We start from the raw sequence: 14,781 nt of genomic DNA, 5'->3' as shown, positions 1-14,781 counted from the left end.
TTAATGGCAAGCGTTACTTCAATACTCGAGATAGCGGACTAACAACACCTTGCGCCCCTTGCTGAAGTACATGGGTGTAAATTTGCGTAGTTTTTACGTCTGAATGCCCTAACTGGGTTTGCACTGTTCTAATATCAGCCCCGGCTTGCAGCAAATGCGTTGCAAAAGAATGGCGCAGTGTATGAGGCGTGACTTTCTTTTTAATATCACACTCTTTAGCTGTGTTCCGGATGGCTTTTTGTATGCTCGACTCATCAATATGGTGCCGTCTCACACTTTTGTCTTCGGGGTCAACAGAAAGCCGAGGAGACGGAAACAAATAGTGCCAGCCTAACTCCCTAGGGGCATTTTGGTATTTCACGCGCAGTCTATAAGGTAAATAAGCCCCGGCGTATTTCGGATTTTCTAAGTCAGCGGCTAAGTAGTTTTCAACTAGCGCTATTTGACGAGTAAGACCCGGCTTAAGCTCTGCAGCTAAAGTAACAATGCGATTCTTTCCACCTTTTCCATCCCATATCCGAATGGCGTTGTAGTCAAAGTCGATGTCTTTAACGCGCAGCCTTACTGCCTCCATCAATCGAAGTCCACTGCCATACAATAAAGAAATGGGTAGTTTCAATTGAGCGGGTAATTGTTCGAAGAGCGAGACCACTTCGTCTTGAGTAAGCACTACGGGTAACTTAGCTTGCCGTCGACTAGAAACAAAATTGAGCTCGAGCGAAAGTGGGCGTTCTATAACGTCGCGATAAAGAAAAGCTAGCGCGTTTAACGCGCTAGCTTGCGTAGCTGGCGCTACGTTTTTTTCGTTAACCAAGTAGGACAGAAAAGACGCAACTTCATTATCTCCCATCTCTGCAGGGTGCTTATTTTTATGAAAGCGGATGTAGCTAACAATCCACCCTCTGTAAAGCTCAATAGTGCGCTTAGCATAGCGTCGATTCCTCATTTGCTGCACTACCATTTCCATAAACATCGATTTCATTTTTCGACACCAATTTAGCTGTATATATAAACAGCATTTCAATTTTTTCATGCCCAGTAAAATAAAAAAGAAATATTCCGTACTTAAGTTCAGTGTTTTCAGATACAAAGTACAGAATATTGATATGCAGGAAGTTACGTGAGAAAGTGAAACAATTATTTGAGTGATATATGGAAATAGTCCGCGTTGCAAAAAGGATTTTTTCCGTACACTAAATTGTTAGCTTTCAAATAGGAATATTTGCCACAAGGAGTAATCATGGCTTCCCCTAAGATAATAAAGTTCAAAATCTCGTACCACCATGGTGATGCTAACGATGGCAGATTAGATATGTACGATGCTTCTGTATCACTCCAAGGTTTTGCAAAAGCTCTGTCAATCACAACACATGCTTTGCTGAACGAAGGAGAGGTAAAAAAGCACGGTAACAAGGTTAGTGGTGCAAAAATTTATATTCATCCATCACGAAAAGGTAGCTTTGAGGAACTGATAGCTATTGCGGTTGAGCATCCAATTGCTACCTCTATCGGCACTAGCATCGTCGCAAACGTATTCTATGACCTACTCAAGTGGACATGGTCTAAAACGTTAGAACTAGATTACTCCCCTGAAACTCCTCATGTTAAGAGACTCGATGAACGGATTGAACCATTTATAGGCGAAATGGAAGAAGCCTTAGAAATACCTTTAGAGCAGGCACATAAACCAATTAAGCAATGTGAAGATATGGCGATAGTCATAAAGAGGCAACAGGTCGGCAATGTAATTAGGCTCGATTCTCAGACACTCAAGAGTGTTTCTATTAGAACAAATCCAAATTTGGAAACCGGAATTGTCGGCAATGTAACTCGTTACAATATATTATCCCCGTTTGGTAGGTTTTATGATGATAAGCTGGAACGCACTGTATCCTTTAAACTAGAAGATGAAGTTACTTCTGCTCAAAAACAACTGCTCACGTGGTCAATGCATCATGCGCAAAATGGTAATGGCGGCAAAATTAAGTTAAACGTGAAGCGGGTAACTTCAGCAAAAGGCGTATTAAAACGATACTTAGTTTATAAGGTTGAATCGGCAGAAAGCTAACAAACTGCTGTAGTCGCTCGCAGGCTCGCTGGGACGCAAACACATGGGCTGCGTCGCTTCGCTCCTAAATTTTAGCCCATGTGTTTCCGCCCCTAAGCAGGGCGTTAGGCATCTATGAAACAACCGAAAATGTTAGTAGCAGCAAATGATCACGTCGTAATAAACTTCGAAGAATTTGATTCTAAGTTGTGGTCTGATGCCGTAAAACATTTAGAAATCCACCTAGGATTTTCTAGATGTGGGGAACGAGTTGCTGGTTTAGATGAAGGAATTTTACCTTCTTTCGTCAATGGCAAAGTTTCTATTGAGGCTGGTTGGGATAATTGGTCAGGCAACTATTTACTTTCAACCTGTGGCGCAGGAGATAAAGTCTTAAGCAATTTGTTTATGAGGTTCTCTTAACCTTATGGTGGAAATGCCTAACAAAGCGCTAAACACGTTCACTCCGTTCACTGGGACAGCAACGCAGCGGCGCTTCGCGATTATACCGCTACGTCACTGCCCGTTAGCTTAGCGTTATACATTTTTGGAGAATATGGATGTCTATTGGAGAAAGGATTCGGGAAGTCAGGAAACGATGTCAGTTAACCCAGGTTCAACTCGCTGAACTCATAGGCACTAGTCAACAGGCGCTCGCTAGTATTGAGAATGGCGAAACCCAAAATACGTCATATCTTCTATCAATAGCAAGGTCTCTCAATGTTGACCCATTTTGGTTAGAATCTGGCGTCGAAGAATCCAATTTTCGAGCGGAAATTTCGCTAACAAACGATGAACTAAAATTAGTTTCGACTTACAGACAGCTATTTACTTCCAATAAAACCCTAGCACTTAAGATCTTAAAAGTGCTGGGAGAATGATTTTTTTAGTTAGTCAGTAATGTATAACAAACGCATTAACACTCGCTGCGCTCGCTAAGGACAAAAACACGTAGGCTCCCTGCGCTTCGCTTGGTATTGTAGCCTACGTATTTTTGCCCGTTATGCGGGTGTTATGCGTCAAGGACACCTTTATGAGTAACCATGCTCAATATGGATTTATAGCCACCCTTCTGGGTTTATTAATGTGTTTTGCGTACCTTTCTTTCATGCCAAAAGAACAAGCGCTCACAGTTAACACAGTTAATCATGACCGGGTTATCTGTGGGTTAGCCACATGTGGTCACCATGCGATAACTTTAAAATCTAGCACAGTAGTTAACTTAAACGGCGAAGACATTTTACTAAGTGAATTCGTTTTTCGCTTAGGTAAAGGGCTAGACCAATGTGAGGCTAGAACGCTATATATTGCTGCAAATCCAGACTTAGACAGCGGATTAGTAATCGAGCTCTCCAACTTAATCACCACTAAAATTCCAGACATCAAAATCGGCTGGGGTAGCAATGACGCATAACAAAAAAATTAAGTCACTCACTTCGTTCGCTGGGACGCATACACGTGGGCTGCTTCGCATTATAGCCCACATGTATGCGCCCCTTATTTAAAAGTTATATGCTAATTGGTATTTAACTCATGGAAGAATATTTTGCTGGCCTAAGAAAAATTAAACTTCGTTCTGACAACGTTCATGCTGCTCGTTGGCCATGCTTTTATTTAGTATCAATAGGGATCTTTCTTGGCTTCTTGTTTCCGCCGTTGGGTTCTATTGCCCCACTATTCATCTATCTTTTTCTCTTTTTATTACTTCGATTGTCGTTATCAACCTGCCCACGTTGCAATAAGCGCTTTTATTCCTTGTTAAACATCATATTCAACGGTAGTTTTTATTCAAAATCAGGAATGTGGGCTGTCTCGTGTAACTCATGTGGCTTAAAGTTAAGCGAGCTTCCGGAGGTTGACGAAATCACCATCAACTCCCACAAAGACGAGTGGTTTAAATGAACAACGCATATAACAACTCAATAAACTCACTCACTTCGTTCGCTGGGACGCATACACGCAGGGCGGCTTCGCCATTATGCCCTACGTGCCTGCGCCCGTTATTGAAAAGTTAGGTGTCAGCGTAATTGGAAGCATTACCGTATTTACAGAGTATTTCACTAAAGAAAGATAAGATTCAATCTTTCGAACGTTACCCTTTCAGCATTCCTGCAGTGAGGGAATTGTCTTCATTACACTTTGGAAAAAATGTCACGATTTTTGTCGGCGAAAATGGCAGTGGCAAATCCACTTTATTAGAAGCTATTGCTGTCTCACTCGGATTCAACGCTGAAGGGGGAACAAGAAACTTCAATTTTTCAACGCGCACCACTCATTCGGAGTTGCACCGTCACCTCAAATTATCAAAATCCTTTAAGCAGTTTAAGGACGGATTTTTTCTGAGAGCAGAGAGTTTCTATAATGTAGCAAGTAATATAGAAGATATTGATGACGGCACTCTGATTAATAGTTCATATGGGGGGAAGTCATTACATGCTCAATCACATGGAGAATCGTTTCTGTCACTCATGATGAATAGATTTGGTGGCAATGGGCTCTATTTGCTTGATGAACCAGAGGCTGCTTTATCACCTTCAAGGCAGCTTTCTGTTCTAAGCAGAATGTTTCAACTAATCGGTCAAAACTCTCAATTTATAATAGCGACGCATTCTCCAATATTGATGGCATATCCCAATGCATTGATTTACCAAATAGATCGTAATGGTATACACAAGGTTAATTACGTCGAGACCGAGCACTACGAAATTACGAAAGCTTTTTTGAATAACCCAAATCCAATGCTCAGAGAACTTTTTAAGCATGATGACACCTAACAAACACATTAAGCCGCTCGCAGGCTCGCTGGGACAGTAACACGTGGGCTCTGTCGCTTCGCTCCTATTATAGCCCACGCATTACTGCCCCTTATGTGGGTGTTAGGTGTAATGATGAAAATTTTTACTTTTGTCGTTGTTATGGCTACGTTCTGCAGTTTTAATGCTCATGCAGTGAAAGCGCGCAGCTGCGAAGATTTAGAAGTTGAATATATAAAGCGGCAGCTTCAAAACGGTAATTTAAGTCAAAAAAACATTTCAAACAGAGAATTTAAAAGAGGTACGTTAGGTATTAATGAAATGTGTGAACTAAGAAGTGAATTGGTTTCAGATAGTTTAGCTTTTACTCTATTTAGTCCTAAAGGTGAGTCATCAAATTATATACTGGTTCATAATGGCTTAGATGGCAGTTTTAAATTGTACGGTCCTTTTATTGGCAATTACACCTAACAAAAAACTAAAGGCGCTCGCGCTGCTCGCTGGGACGCTAACACATGGGCTGCGTCACTTCGTTCCTAATTTTAGCCCATGTCTTATCGCCCCTTAGTTGGGCGTTATAAGCCACAGGAAAATTTATGGATTTGGTTTATTTATTGGCAGGGATTTGTTGTGTTCATTTGGCTTGGGCATTCTTCAATACATTAGCCATTAACAACACACTCTTTATTAAGAAAAGGTCTCAAGTTGTGACTTTACTCGTTAATTGGTTTGTACCAATAATTGGGCCTCTTGGCACTGTACTAATACTTCATTCAATAAATCCAAAATCAAATAGGGGCAACCCAGTAAAAGACCATTCTGGTAGTGGTAATTTGTATTCAGGCAGCGAGGGGGCAGATTCAGGTGGTGGCAGTGGAGATTAATTTCACTAAACTAGTGATGTATTAAGAATGGCTTATAACAAGACGATCAAGTCGCAGTTGCCTTCGGCAACCGCTGGGACGCAAACGCAATGCGGCTTCGCCATTTTCGCATTGCATTTACGCCCCTTACCTTAGTGTTAGCTTTAAACGAAGGAAATAGGACAATGAGCAAGATTAATGTACTAGAAAAATTCTCCAAATTTTCTGAATGTTGGACACCAAAAGTGATTGCTGAAATGAATGATTATCAATTCAAGCTAGCAAGGTTCAAGGGAGAGTTCACTTGGCATGAGCATAAAGATACTGATGAAGTATTTTTTGTAGTCCAAGGCGAAATGGGTATTGAGTTTAGAGATAAAACTATTCACTTATCTGAAGGTGAAATGATGGTTGTGCCAAAGGGTGTTGAGCACAAACCTTTTGCAGATAATGAGTGCAAAGTAATGTTAGTTGAGCCTAAAGGAGTCGTAAATACGGGTGAGTCAGGCGGTAATTTAACAGCTAGTAACGATGTGTGGATATAAAGCTAACAAAGCATTTAAGAGTGATTCGCATGCAGTTAGCTGCTATCCATACCGCACAAGATATTGATGACATTAATTTGCCCGGGTTTTCTCTTCACCAACTAAAAGGAGAAAGGTCAAATATTTGGTCGATATCAGTCAACGGCAACTGGAGAGTAACTTTCGAGTTCACGGATGGTAATGCTTACATCTTAAATTACGAGGATTATCACTAATGAATATGCACAACCCACCACATCCCGGTGAATTTATTGAGTCCATCTACATGGAACCACACGGCATAAGTTGTAGAACACTTGCGACCCATCTTGGTGTTGCCGCTTCAACACTAAATCGTGTCGTTAAGGGAAAAAGTGCAGTAACGCCAGAAATGGCATTAAGGCTGTCAAAGGTATTAGGTCGTAGCCCTGAAAGTTGGCTTAGTATGCAAGACAACTATGAACTTTGGCAGGCAAAGCAAAACATCAACTTGGATAACGTGCAGCCAATAGATCTGCATGCCGCCTAACTTTTAAATAAGGGGCGCAGACGCGTGGGCTATAATGCGAAGCAGCCCACGTGTATGCCTCCCAGCCTGCGCTAGCAGGCGACTTAATTTTTTTGTTATACACAAACCGTTTCTAAACTGCCAGCATGTTGAGAGAAAACAGAGTAAAAGTACCGAACAAAACAACCAGCGATTTTAACTTTTACTTTTTGCTATAGAAGAGGGCAGCTGGAGTTGAAAAGTAGGGCTTTCAAGTTGACTTCGATGCTGACCGAAAACTAAAACGAACCCCCAAAGCTGTTATAAAAAAGCGCTGAACTTTGACTTACTTTTTACTAAAAAATGGGTGGTGTATAACAATCACATTAAGTCGCTCGCAGGCTCGCTGGGACAGTAACACGTGGGCTCTGTCGCTTCGCTCGGATTTTAGCCCACGTGTTACTGCCCCTTATGTGGGTGTTAGTTAGGTGCTTTGAGGTAAATGGATGGAGCTATACATTGGCAAAGGAATAGACTCACTTATATTCGGTGTCACTGAAAACGAAGCTCAAAAACTTTTGGGGAGCCCAGATAAAAGTTACTTTACCGATAGTGGCTGTAAGCGTATTCAATACAACGAACTGGAAATTGAGTTGTCATTTGAACCAGAAAGTGACAATCGACTTGGGTGGCTAGAAGTTCATAATAAAGAGGCCAAACTGTTTGGTAGTAGTCTCATCGGGCTAAGTGAAAAAACTGCTGTTGAACTTCTAAGTTCAGTGATGGGAGTCAGGTCTTCAGACTTTAGCGACCTAACGAGCTTAAGCGCATCTCAACGATCGGTCTTAACTCGCTCCCCTGGCTGAAAAGTTAACCCAGGAAAATGCGGAGGCTAGCATTTCACAGGGAGTCATTGTGCCTATAAGCAGAACTCTTGAGCAAAAATTAGCCCCGCTGACATTTTAACGCTATAATGTTTTAATGTTACTAGAGTGGAGACTTATTCATGAGTACTTTATCAAAACGCTCAACCGTTTACTTCGAACCAGCAATTCACAATGCTTTGAAACTGCGGGCAGCATCATCAGATACCTCAATATCAGAACTGATTGATGAAGCAGTAAGACTCCTTATGAGAGAAGATCAAGAAGATTTGGCTGCGGTAAGACAAAGGGCCAAAGAGCCCGAAATTTCCTATGAGGACTTGCTAAACAGTTTGGAAGCTGATGGAAAAATATAGCGTCACTTTCAAGAAATCAGTAGCAAAAGATTTTAGGGCAATTCCCAAGTCGGACGTTAAAAAGATCCTCGCCAAAATCGACTTATTAGCTGAAAACCCTCGAAGGGATGGGGCAATTAAGCTTAGCGGACTCGACTTGTATCGTATCCGGCAAGGTCTTTATAGAATTATTTATGAAATCCGAGAAACCGAGCTTATAGTACAGGTGATAAAAGTCGGGCATCGCTCCGATGTTTATAAACGTACCTAACAACTCAGTAAACTCGCTCGCGTGGCTCTCTGGGATTCATACACGCGGGGTGGCTTCGCCATTATTGCACACGTGTCTGCGCCCCATATTTGGAAGTTATACGCAATTGGTCAGAATAACTTTTTAGCATCGCGGTAAAAGTTTTCAGTAGAACCAAGAGCCATCAATTCAAGTATTACAGTGCCATCCTCGTAGCTGTAACCTAGTAAGGTTAACTGCTTAACCATCTTGAACTTGTGCACACGAAGAAAGGCTAGGTCGCCTTTTTTCTGTTCTCCTAAAAGAGGATCGTCCATCTGTTCCTTTACCGCTTTATCCAAGTCTTTTTTCTGATTCTGATGTAACTTCTTTACTGCTCTCTTGATATTAGCTGTCTGTAAAACACTGGTAATCTTAACCAAAATCGTAAGGCTCCAATTTTCCTGCCTCTTTTTCCGCTTTGGAAATAATTGCCTGTTTCACGAACTCGTATGGTAAATCAGGATTATCTTCCATCATTTCACCTATCTTTGCCCAATGCTCGATCTGTTTTGGCATAGTTCTGTTTAGTGCTTTGCCCATAATAGTAGCTTTCTCAACTAGAGCTTGGTCTAGTCTTACGCTCGCGGGGGACAAATACACGTAGGCTCCCTTCGCTTTGCTCGGTATTTTAGCCTAGGAATATTTACCCGTTATGCGGGGCACTAGCTGCCACAGCGCAGTAAAATAGCCTCACGATCGTCCAGCGAACTTTTTTCCCACTTCCTAATTTACTAAACGCGGCATTCACCTATTCAGTAAGCCACTGATCATGAGTAATGATTTTGCGTTGCTGTTCAGCAGGTTCTTCCGTAAGCTCTCTACAAGCGTCACATAAAGTGCGCCCTTGGCTTTCAGCCATTACCTGAGCTAGCCGTTTAGTTTCTTCGTCTACTTTAAATTGTAAGCGAGCATCCATGGTAGGCTCCCTAAGCCTCGCCTGGTAATCTGGCCTACATACTTTTGCCCGTTGTACGGGTCTTCTGTGAAGGACTTAGGAAAAGAATGGAATCGAAATTATTAAAAGTAAAACTACGGCCTAACTCCAAAGAGAAAATATTGGAGCTTATTGAATACATTAAGCAAAAACCTAACGAACCTTTTTCGGAAATGCAGCAAAAAGGTTATTTTTGGGACTCGTTCTTCATGGATGGCGAAAACAACTTGTATATGGTACTAAAGTCCGAAGATTTCTCATCTATCATGCAAGATGAATCATCTTTGATCGAGACTGAGTTCCGTTCGCACTACGAAAAATTTCGCACAGAGTGTTGGGTTCAGGCTTCATACCAAGACATCGAAGAGATATTCTGCTTCAATAAAGAACTGTCGTTTTTGGGCATTACGCAGAAAGCATAACAAGTCGCTAGACATGTGTGCCTCTTATCGGTGCACTGGACAGCACGCCGCGATTGCACCGCCATGCTACTACCGTTTAGTAAGGTGTTCAGTGCCTGTCAAAATTCAATAAATTTAAAAGGAAGAAAATTTTATGGATATACACTCTACAACAATCTTTTCTATGCTCGGAACATGGGCTTTCTTGCCAACTATTATTACAGTTATTGTTCATATTGCATTTAGCGCTGCAGTTTTCGCAGATGCTCAAAATCTAAAAAAAGACGAGGGACTTACTTTTGCGGGTCCAATTATTTGGTCTCTTGCTGTAGTCGTGGGTGGTGTGTTCGTTGCCCTAACCTATTGGGTTATTCACCATTCTAGCCTTAGGAGATATTAAGCACGGTGCTCACAGTGACGCAACTATGCGGCAGCTTTGCGATAATCCCCCAAATGTCTGCGTCACTTATTAAAAGTTGTGATCTATGGATATTTTGAATTACTTGCAGCAAATGGTCGACTTGGCTTCAGAAGGCGAGCTTCAGGGAATTTGGTTCTGGGCTTCATGTTACATGCTTGCTGTATGTCTTTATTCCGCATATTTTCAAATCCAAACGCGGTTTTGGGCCTCTACGGTAGGTAAGATCCACAACCTAGAACTTAAAAAATTTGGTGCCTCAAGTGATTTATCCGAACAACAATACCGGGGCAAAGCACTATATTCATACAATGTAGATGGCCAAGAATATGAGGGAACACGTATTTCACCTTGGGTCTTCGTGACAAACTACAATGCAAAAGGAATACTCATTAAACAGCAAGCTGGTATCGATATGCCAACCAAGGATACTGTTACCGTTTACTATAATCCCCAAAAGCCTAAAAAAAGCTTTTTACTCAGAGCAAACAAATTTGGAATTATGATTACGCTTATCGTCGCAGTAGCGCCTTTTATAGGTTACGTGAGTCGATTTCATGCTTAGCCTGTATAACCAAACACAAAAAGGAGTTTGTATTGCACAAAGCAGTTAAAGTGTTTTTAGTAGGTATGTTTTTGGGCCCAATACTAGCCGAGGCGCTAGGGTTCATATCCTCCTTTATCATGCTCATCGATATGGAAGTAGGAAAAAGCATTCGACTGTCCGCCGCTTACATTGGCGCATTAAGCTCGGTTTGGTTTTCTTTAGCATTAGTACTGGCCGTTTTAGAAACCAAGCCTATTCGGTACAAGGTTGTCGTATATCCCGTTGCAGTTTTGTATACCTTGTCTACATCCTATATTTTTATGAAGCCGGATAGCATCACTGAAACAATGCTGTTTAATATCAATTATCTTTGTGGAATTTCTAGTCTTACGATTGGGGGCTTCTTAATGCTTCATCACTTCAAAACTCAATGTGAGACTGTTTCGAAGCATGCAAAATAAAAACATTCAGTCAGTCATTCACTTCATCTGCTCGGAAACAAACATGCGGGGCTACTTCGCATTTAAGGCTATGTGCCTGTACCTGGTATTGAACTTAATAGATGCCTTCAAATGAATCAGATTCCTACGCAATATAGAAGTAAAATACCAAAAGACCACGGATTTCCTTTGGGAAGCAAGGCCTTAACGATCACATTTTTAGACACTCCACAGTATGAGAGTTTAGTTGCTAGCTACGATTATATGGATGTATTTTGGGATTCAGATTACAAAGAAAATTTAGATTCAAAGAATGAAATCGCTGTGCTTACTGTGGAATATAAACATCGACAAACAACTCTTTCCTCAAGCAATGCTAACTAACAACTTAACTACGTCGACCGCAAGCTCGTTGGCACGCACACATCAGTCGCTGATGTTGAATTTTAGCGCACGTCAGCGCCCAACTCTAAATACTATGCATCAATGGATTTGAAATGAAATACCTTGTTATTTGTTTTAAGTTTAATTATCTTTGTAGGGTGCTCTAGTATTGACTATTCATTTAAAAAATTGTCAGACAATGAATATCGAATCACAGTAACAGGCCTGTCGAAGGAAGGGAAACCTGCACTAGAAAGTAACCTGCTCGCGAAAGCATCGGCGTTATGCTCGCCGCGCTCATTTAGTTTAAAACATAGTGGGTTAGGTGAAAAAATTTCGTACTCTGGAGTGTCAGCAGCGAAAACGTCTGGTAGTTGGCACGGTAACGAATCACAGAGTATGCAGGCTATCGCAACCGTAGTTTGCTCAAAGGTTTAAGTGACTAAGGAAAGTGTATATGTATGTCTTTGTTATGGCCGCAATTCCAGTTATTTTAATTGGTATAATCATCGCGTATCTAAAGCCAAAGCCCCTTCTCGCCTACCTACTTATTTTTGTGTTTGGAATGCTTCCACCTGCTTTCTTGCACGTTTTTTATTGCGCAATATTGGAAACTAGGTGCGAGCCAGAAGCGCTGAGTGCAGTCGGCTATGTAATTTATTCAATCACTGTCATTGCGCCATCAATAATCATTTATACGTTTATGCCAACTAGATTTAAAACACGTCAGTGATGTAACATCACACAACAAGCCGCCGAAGTAGCAAATCGCTGATGCCCATACAAACAAGCTTCAGCGCATTATTACCGTCGAGCCTGTGCCCACATAGTTAAAGGTTATATGTAAAAGGAATTTGAACAATGAATATTAATGCGACACTCTTCGGCCAAGTCGTTATCGCTCTGGCAGTCGTAATGGCTATACTTGGTTACTACTTGGGCAAGAGGAAAACTCAAACTCCTATTCTTACCGCCGTAGTGGCTTTTTTTACTGCGCTTGTACCCCCTGTGGCCCTCTTATTTCTAGTAGTTCTAGTCTTAAAAAACGATGTTCAACCCACCACTAGCAATTAAGTGTATTTTTGCATTTAACCACTAAGTTAACATCTAACTGAAGCCCAAGTGCGTAGCTCTTTTTTAACATGAAGTTACGCTGTCGCTTTATCAAAATAAGGAAGTTTACATGAAGCCTTTTTCAAATATTAAGTCTGTCAATTTTAAGTTTGTGCTGCTCGTTGCAAGAGTATTGGCAATGCTTGCTTTGCTCTTATTTGTTGGGTCAATTGGCTCGGCAGTTTGGTTTACATTGACGAATAACCCATGGATCGCACTATCATTTCCAATAGCAGCGTGGTCTGTTTTTCTATTCGTTGTTGCAAGCGTAGTTGCGCTATTAACGTCAATAGAAGAACACCTGCGCATGCAAGAAATACGCGATGTAAGAAACGGAAGAGTATAGTAAGCAATCAAAACCACCTGCCACTTCTGCTGAGGGAAGTTTTTAGTCTCTCAGCATTTTTGAGTATTGTTGATTAAGTACTTTTGCCCATAATGCATGGACATTAAACCGAAAAAGGAAGCACCATGAAAAAAGGATTTGTTTTAGCATGTATAGCTGCGTTTATACTTCTATTTGAAGACTTAAATCACCTTATAGTGATACTGGTTGTTAGCGACCTTGAAGCAGGCCAAGCTTGGAGTAAGGCATTTAGAGGCACAAGTATTCAATCGATACTTTTTGTTGGTGGTTTTCGGTTGATACCTTTCATCTCTTTAGGGTCGTGTGCGATTTATTCAAACCTACTGACACACATGAAAGGAAAAGTCTCTTTGTGGGTCGGCTTTGTAGTCGCGACGTCGATTGTGTTTATCGGCTACTGGGGTATTACAGAGCCACTGTATACTGATGCCCATGCTTCATCTACATCGGCGCTCGGTTACATCGGGGTGCCTATAGCAGCTGCAGTTTACTCGATGGCAGCATGCGCATTTACGTATCTTATTTTCTGGCTAGTTGAAGTTATTTCAAAGCGTAAATAACACAAGAAACCAGTCACTTGTTTCATTCACTAAACAAGGAGTGACTTAGTTGTTTGCCGTAATTTTTAAAGCCAAGGTGGGCATTCAAGACTCACAATATTCTGAAACTGTCGGGGTCATGCGAGACTTGGCTTTCTCAAAGTACAACTGCCAAGACTTTGTTGCCGTTACTGAAGGAGGACAAGAAATTGCCATTTCTCATTGGCTATCAGAAACCGATATTAAAAACTGGCACCAAGACGCTCAACATGCTGTTGCTCAAAAATTAGGGAGATAAAAGTGGTATTCTTCATATACAGTGGAGGTAGTAGAAATAAAAAGGCGGTATAGCGTTGGGTAAACGCGCTTTTTAAACTCATATGCCTATCAGCTTCATTTATATTTGTCAGTCAAAGGATTGAAATGCTTTACATAATATCCACTATTCTTCTTTGCCTTCTTGGTGTTTTTACGTTTATTCCGAAATTTAAAAGCGTTATAGAGCGACATAGCGTAGGCGTTAATTTTTTTCTCACGCTTGTTGCTACATTAGTTGGCGTTCTATTAGCTATATCCATCACAAACTATGAAGCGAAGCAAAAAGAAAAGCAGGATGTGATTAAACTTTTGAAGTCATCAATCTCTTCGGTAGAGACATGTTATGAATATAGTGAAGAGTTAATAGAATACTTTAATAACTTGCCAAAAGAAGATGAATTGAGGGTTGAGTTCTATTTAAAAAATCCACCACCATACCCTGAATATTTAGACACGTTCTTGATGCAAAATATCGTGAGCAGCAATTTATCGGTCACAACGTTAAGTGATCTAAATGAGTACTTAATCAACCTTAAACGAAGCCGTAAATTTGATGCGCTATTATATCTCAAGGTTCTAGAGCAAACGCATAAGCTTTTAGAATTAGAAGTAGCCTATCAAGAAGGTCGTATTAGTGAAGCTCAATTGGATTTAGAGTTAGGAGCAGTAAAGAACATTTTAACGGCTACGGGCTCATAGCAAGCTGCTTAGAAGAGATAAAACAATTGGCTGTTGGCTTGCGCCCTAATTTCAATTCAGCATTCATGTGTAATGCCACTTATCTAGGAGAAAAGTGATGAATAAAAAGGATGTTTTGGCTTTTGTACTATCTGCAATTGCTGGGTTTAGCATTTGGCATTTCAGCTATGACATAACGGGGCACGTAGAAGCTTTTGACAGTTTTTATTATTACATTATTGCTCTAATCATTGTGGGGGCGATACTCTTTTTTGGCCCAGCCTTTTCGTATTTGGGAGTAGTTTCTGGGCAACTTGTTACCTTCATAGGTGGTTCAAGTGCATTAATGTTGATAGGAATAGTGTCTGTACTAGTGCTAAGTTTACTCACGCCGTTATCTTCCCTTTTTGTTCGCAAAGCCCTTCAAGAACACAAAAGGAAATAGTGTGCAAACACC

The 14,781-nt window shown here is 41.0% G+C and carries 26 protein-coding genes and 1 pseudogene; 23 read left to right on the top strand and 4 right to left on the bottom strand.

Annotated features, from left to right (window positions below; all coding sequences use genetic code 11):
- Positions 1-13 precede the first annotated feature (13 nt).
- Positions 14-982: an integron integrase gene (locus V6N89_RS02775; protein ID WP_338520048.1), complete on the bottom strand. Its 969-nt coding sequence runs from the start codon at positions 980-982 to the stop codon at positions 14-16.
- Between the two features lie 258 nt (positions 983-1,240).
- On the opposite strand from V6N89_RS02775, the gene V6N89_RS02770 reads away from it, so the two are divergent.
- The 13 genes and pseudogenes from V6N89_RS02770 to V6N89_RS02715 all read left to right on the top strand — a co-directional run bounded on the left by V6N89_RS02770 (position 1,241) and on the right by V6N89_RS02715 (position 8,164).
- Positions 1,241-2,068, top strand: coding sequence for a hypothetical protein (locus V6N89_RS02770; RefSeq protein WP_105930150.1), 828 nt, complete (start codon positions 1,241-1,243; stop codon positions 2,066-2,068).
- 114 nt (positions 2,069-2,182) lie between these two features.
- Complete coding sequence (locus V6N89_RS02765; protein ID WP_338520047.1) at positions 2,183-2,470, top strand: hypothetical protein; 288 nt, start codon at positions 2,183-2,185, stop codon at positions 2,468-2,470.
- 137 nt (positions 2,471-2,607) lie between these two features.
- Positions 2,608-2,928 (top strand): helix-turn-helix domain-containing protein, encoded by a 321-nt coding sequence (locus V6N89_RS21665; protein WP_431189760.1) that lies wholly within the window; start codon positions 2,608-2,610, stop codon positions 2,926-2,928.
- Between the two features lie 152 nt (positions 2,929-3,080).
- The gene (locus tag V6N89_RS02760; RefSeq protein WP_338520045.1) at positions 3,081-3,461 is read left to right on the top strand and encodes a hypothetical protein; all 381 of its coding nucleotides are present in this window, start codon (positions 3,081-3,083) and stop codon (positions 3,459-3,461) included.
- A gap of 613 nt (positions 3,462-4,074) precedes the next feature.
- On the top strand, positions 4,075-4,821 hold the full coding sequence (locus V6N89_RS02755) for an AAA family ATPase (protein ID WP_279322039.1): 747 nt from the start codon (positions 4,075-4,077) through the stop codon (positions 4,819-4,821).
- 111 nt (positions 4,822-4,932) lie between these two features.
- Positions 4,933-5,271, top strand: a complete 339-nt coding sequence (locus V6N89_RS02750) for a hypothetical protein (RefSeq protein WP_338517378.1) — start codon at positions 4,933-4,935, stop codon at positions 5,269-5,271.
- A 125-nt stretch (positions 5,272-5,396) separates the two neighbouring features.
- Entirely contained in the window at positions 5,397-5,684 is a 288-nt protein-coding gene (locus V6N89_RS02745) for a hypothetical protein (protein WP_338520042.1), read from the top strand.
- 164 nt (positions 5,685-5,848) lie between these two features.
- Positions 5,849-6,208, top strand: coding sequence for a cupin domain-containing protein (locus V6N89_RS02740; protein ID WP_338520041.1), 360 nt, complete (start codon positions 5,849-5,851; stop codon positions 6,206-6,208).
- An 8-nt stretch (positions 6,209-6,216) separates the two neighbouring features.
- A pseudogene (locus V6N89_RS02735) lies at positions 6,217-6,423 on the top strand (type II toxin-antitoxin system RelE/ParE family toxin); the annotation flags it as partial.
- Complete coding sequence (locus tag V6N89_RS02730; RefSeq protein WP_032095616.1) at positions 6,423-6,716, top strand: HigA family addiction module antitoxin; 294 nt, start codon at positions 6,423-6,425, stop codon at positions 6,714-6,716. The pseudogene V6N89_RS02735 and the gene V6N89_RS02730, both read left to right, overlap by 1 nt.
- Positions 6,717-7,180: 464 nt before the next feature.
- Positions 7,181-7,540, top strand: a complete 360-nt coding sequence (locus V6N89_RS02725) for a hypothetical protein (protein WP_338520037.1) — start codon at positions 7,181-7,183, stop codon at positions 7,538-7,540.
- Between the two features lie 140 nt (positions 7,541-7,680).
- Positions 7,681-7,914, top strand: coding sequence for a ribbon-helix-helix domain-containing protein (locus V6N89_RS02720; RefSeq protein ID WP_338520036.1), 234 nt, complete (start codon positions 7,681-7,683; stop codon positions 7,912-7,914).
- Positions 7,901-8,164, top strand: a complete 264-nt coding sequence (locus tag V6N89_RS02715) for a type II toxin-antitoxin system RelE family toxin (protein ID WP_338520034.1) — start codon at positions 7,901-7,903, stop codon at positions 8,162-8,164. Before V6N89_RS02720 ends, V6N89_RS02715 begins: the two co-directional genes overlap by 14 nt.
- A 110-nt stretch (positions 8,165-8,274) precedes the next feature.
- Here V6N89_RS02715 and V6N89_RS02710 read toward each other — a convergent pair whose 3' ends face one another.
- The 3 genes from V6N89_RS02710 to V6N89_RS02700 form a co-directional block, all read right to left on the bottom strand.
- On the bottom strand, positions 8,275-8,565 hold the full coding sequence (locus V6N89_RS02710; protein ID WP_338520032.1) for a type II toxin-antitoxin system RelE/ParE family toxin: 291 nt from the start codon (positions 8,563-8,565) through the stop codon (positions 8,275-8,277).
- The gene (locus tag V6N89_RS02705; RefSeq protein WP_338520202.1) at positions 8,558-8,779 is read right to left on the bottom strand and encodes a TA system antitoxin ParD family protein; all 222 of its coding nucleotides are present in this window, start codon (positions 8,777-8,779) and stop codon (positions 8,558-8,560) included. Before V6N89_RS02705 ends, V6N89_RS02710 begins: the two co-directional genes overlap by 8 nt.
- A gap of 154 nt (positions 8,780-8,933) precedes the next feature.
- Positions 8,934-9,101 carry a hypothetical protein gene (locus tag V6N89_RS02700; RefSeq protein WP_346993367.1) on the bottom strand — a complete coding sequence of 56 codons (168 nt, stop codon included), beginning with the start codon at positions 9,099-9,101 and terminating at the stop codon, positions 8,934-8,936.
- 86 nt (positions 9,102-9,187) lie between these two features.
- Between V6N89_RS02700 and V6N89_RS02695 the strand changes: the two genes are divergently transcribed.
- The 10 genes from V6N89_RS02695 to V6N89_RS02650 all read left to right on the top strand — a co-directional run bounded on the left by V6N89_RS02695 (position 9,188) and on the right by V6N89_RS02650 (position 14,769).
- Positions 9,188-9,541: a hypothetical protein gene (locus tag V6N89_RS02695; RefSeq protein ID WP_338520031.1), complete on the top strand. Its 354-nt coding sequence runs from the start codon at positions 9,188-9,190 to the stop codon at positions 9,539-9,541.
- Between the two features lie 133 nt (positions 9,542-9,674).
- Positions 9,675-9,920 carry a hypothetical protein gene (locus V6N89_RS02690; protein WP_338520030.1) on the top strand — a complete coding sequence of 82 codons (246 nt, stop codon included), beginning with the start codon at positions 9,675-9,677 and terminating at the stop codon, positions 9,918-9,920.
- 85 nt (positions 9,921-10,005) lie between these two features.
- Positions 10,006-10,503, top strand: coding sequence for a DUF3592 domain-containing protein (locus V6N89_RS02685; RefSeq protein ID WP_338520028.1), 498 nt, complete (start codon positions 10,006-10,008; stop codon positions 10,501-10,503).
- 32 nt (positions 10,504-10,535) lie between these two features.
- Positions 10,536-10,946, top strand: a complete 411-nt coding sequence (locus tag V6N89_RS02680) for a hypothetical protein (RefSeq protein WP_338520026.1) — start codon at positions 10,536-10,538, stop codon at positions 10,944-10,946.
- A gap of 111 nt (positions 10,947-11,057) precedes the next feature.
- Complete coding sequence (locus V6N89_RS02675) at positions 11,058-11,309, top strand: hypothetical protein (protein WP_338520024.1); 252 nt, start codon at positions 11,058-11,060, stop codon at positions 11,307-11,309.
- A 1,183-nt stretch (positions 11,310-12,492) separates the two neighbouring features.
- Positions 12,493-12,768 carry a hypothetical protein gene (locus V6N89_RS02670; protein WP_338520022.1) on the top strand — a complete coding sequence of 92 codons (276 nt, stop codon included), beginning with the start codon at positions 12,493-12,495 and terminating at the stop codon, positions 12,766-12,768.
- Between the two features lie 125 nt (positions 12,769-12,893).
- Positions 12,894-13,349, top strand: coding sequence for a hypothetical protein (locus V6N89_RS02665; RefSeq protein WP_338520021.1), 456 nt, complete (start codon positions 12,894-12,896; stop codon positions 13,347-13,349).
- A 49-nt stretch (positions 13,350-13,398) separates the two neighbouring features.
- Entirely contained in the window at positions 13,399-13,626 is a 228-nt protein-coding gene (locus V6N89_RS02660) for an antibiotic biosynthesis monooxygenase family protein (RefSeq protein ID WP_338520019.1), read from the top strand.
- Between the two features lie 125 nt (positions 13,627-13,751).
- Positions 13,752-14,345: a hypothetical protein gene (locus V6N89_RS02655; protein ID WP_338520018.1), complete on the top strand. Its 594-nt coding sequence runs from the start codon at positions 13,752-13,754 to the stop codon at positions 14,343-14,345.
- A gap of 94 nt (positions 14,346-14,439) precedes the next feature.
- Positions 14,440-14,769 (top strand): hypothetical protein, encoded by a 330-nt coding sequence (locus V6N89_RS02650; protein WP_338520016.1) that lies wholly within the window; start codon positions 14,440-14,442, stop codon positions 14,767-14,769.
- Positions 14,770-14,781 lie beyond the last annotated feature (12 nt).

Source organism: Alteromonas gracilis, assembly GCF_036870955.2.
Lineage (GTDB): Bacteria > Pseudomonadota > Gammaproteobacteria > Enterobacterales > Alteromonadaceae > Alteromonas > Alteromonas gracilis_A.
This window is presented reverse-complemented; position numbering and strand designations above follow the sequence as displayed.

What these genes read in the sequence shown, in the direction of transcription:
- V6N89_RS02775 (WP_338520048.1), bottom strand. Translation starts at nt 982, where the DNA reads ATGAAATCGATGTTTATGGAAATGGTAGTGCAGCAAATGAGGAATCGA.
- V6N89_RS02770 (WP_105930150.1), top strand. Translation starts at nt 1,241, where the DNA reads ATGGCTTCCCCTAAGATAATAAAGTTCAAAATCTCGTACCACCATGGT.
- V6N89_RS02765 (WP_338520047.1), top strand. Translation starts at nt 2,183, where the DNA reads ATGAAACAACCGAAAATGTTAGTAGCAGCAAATGATCACGTCGTAATA.
- V6N89_RS21665 (WP_431189760.1), top strand. Translation starts at nt 2,608, where the DNA reads ATGTCTATTGGAGAAAGGATTCGGGAAGTCAGGAAACGATGTCAGTTA.
- V6N89_RS02760 (WP_338520045.1), top strand. Translation starts at nt 3,081, where the DNA reads ATGAGTAACCATGCTCAATATGGATTTATAGCCACCCTTCTGGGTTTA.
- V6N89_RS02750 (WP_338517378.1), top strand. Translation starts at nt 4,933, where the DNA reads ATGATGAAAATTTTTACTTTTGTCGTTGTTATGGCTACGTTCTGCAGT.
- V6N89_RS02745 (WP_338520042.1), top strand. Translation starts at nt 5,397, where the DNA reads ATGGATTTGGTTTATTTATTGGCAGGGATTTGTTGTGTTCATTTGGCT.
- V6N89_RS02740 (WP_338520041.1), top strand. Translation starts at nt 5,849, where the DNA reads ATGAGCAAGATTAATGTACTAGAAAAATTCTCCAAATTTTCTGAATGT.
- V6N89_RS02730 (WP_032095616.1), top strand. Translation starts at nt 6,423, where the DNA reads ATGAATATGCACAACCCACCACATCCCGGTGAATTTATTGAGTCCATC.
- V6N89_RS02725 (WP_338520037.1), top strand. Translation starts at nt 7,181, where the DNA reads ATGGAGCTATACATTGGCAAAGGAATAGACTCACTTATATTCGGTGTC.
- V6N89_RS02720 (WP_338520036.1), top strand. Translation starts at nt 7,681, where the DNA reads ATGAGTACTTTATCAAAACGCTCAACCGTTTACTTCGAACCAGCAATT.
- V6N89_RS02715 (WP_338520034.1), top strand. Translation starts at nt 7,901, where the DNA reads ATGGAAAAATATAGCGTCACTTTCAAGAAATCAGTAGCAAAAGATTTT.
- V6N89_RS02700 (WP_346993367.1), bottom strand. Translation starts at nt 9,101, where the DNA reads ATGGATGCTCGCTTACAATTTAAAGTAGACGAAGAAACTAAACGGCTA.
- V6N89_RS02695 (WP_338520031.1), top strand. Translation starts at nt 9,188, where the DNA reads ATGGAATCGAAATTATTAAAAGTAAAACTACGGCCTAACTCCAAAGAG.
- V6N89_RS02690 (WP_338520030.1), top strand. Translation starts at nt 9,675, where the DNA reads ATGGATATACACTCTACAACAATCTTTTCTATGCTCGGAACATGGGCT.
- V6N89_RS02685 (WP_338520028.1), top strand. Translation starts at nt 10,006, where the DNA reads ATGGATATTTTGAATTACTTGCAGCAAATGGTCGACTTGGCTTCAGAA.
- V6N89_RS02675 (WP_338520024.1), top strand. Translation starts at nt 11,058, where the DNA reads ATGAATCAGATTCCTACGCAATATAGAAGTAAAATACCAAAAGACCAC.
- V6N89_RS02670 (WP_338520022.1), top strand. Translation starts at nt 12,493, where the DNA reads ATGAAGCCTTTTTCAAATATTAAGTCTGTCAATTTTAAGTTTGTGCTG.
- V6N89_RS02665 (WP_338520021.1), top strand. Translation starts at nt 12,894, where the DNA reads ATGAAAAAAGGATTTGTTTTAGCATGTATAGCTGCGTTTATACTTCTA.
- V6N89_RS02655 (WP_338520018.1), top strand. Translation starts at nt 13,752, where the DNA reads ATGCTTTACATAATATCCACTATTCTTCTTTGCCTTCTTGGTGTTTTT.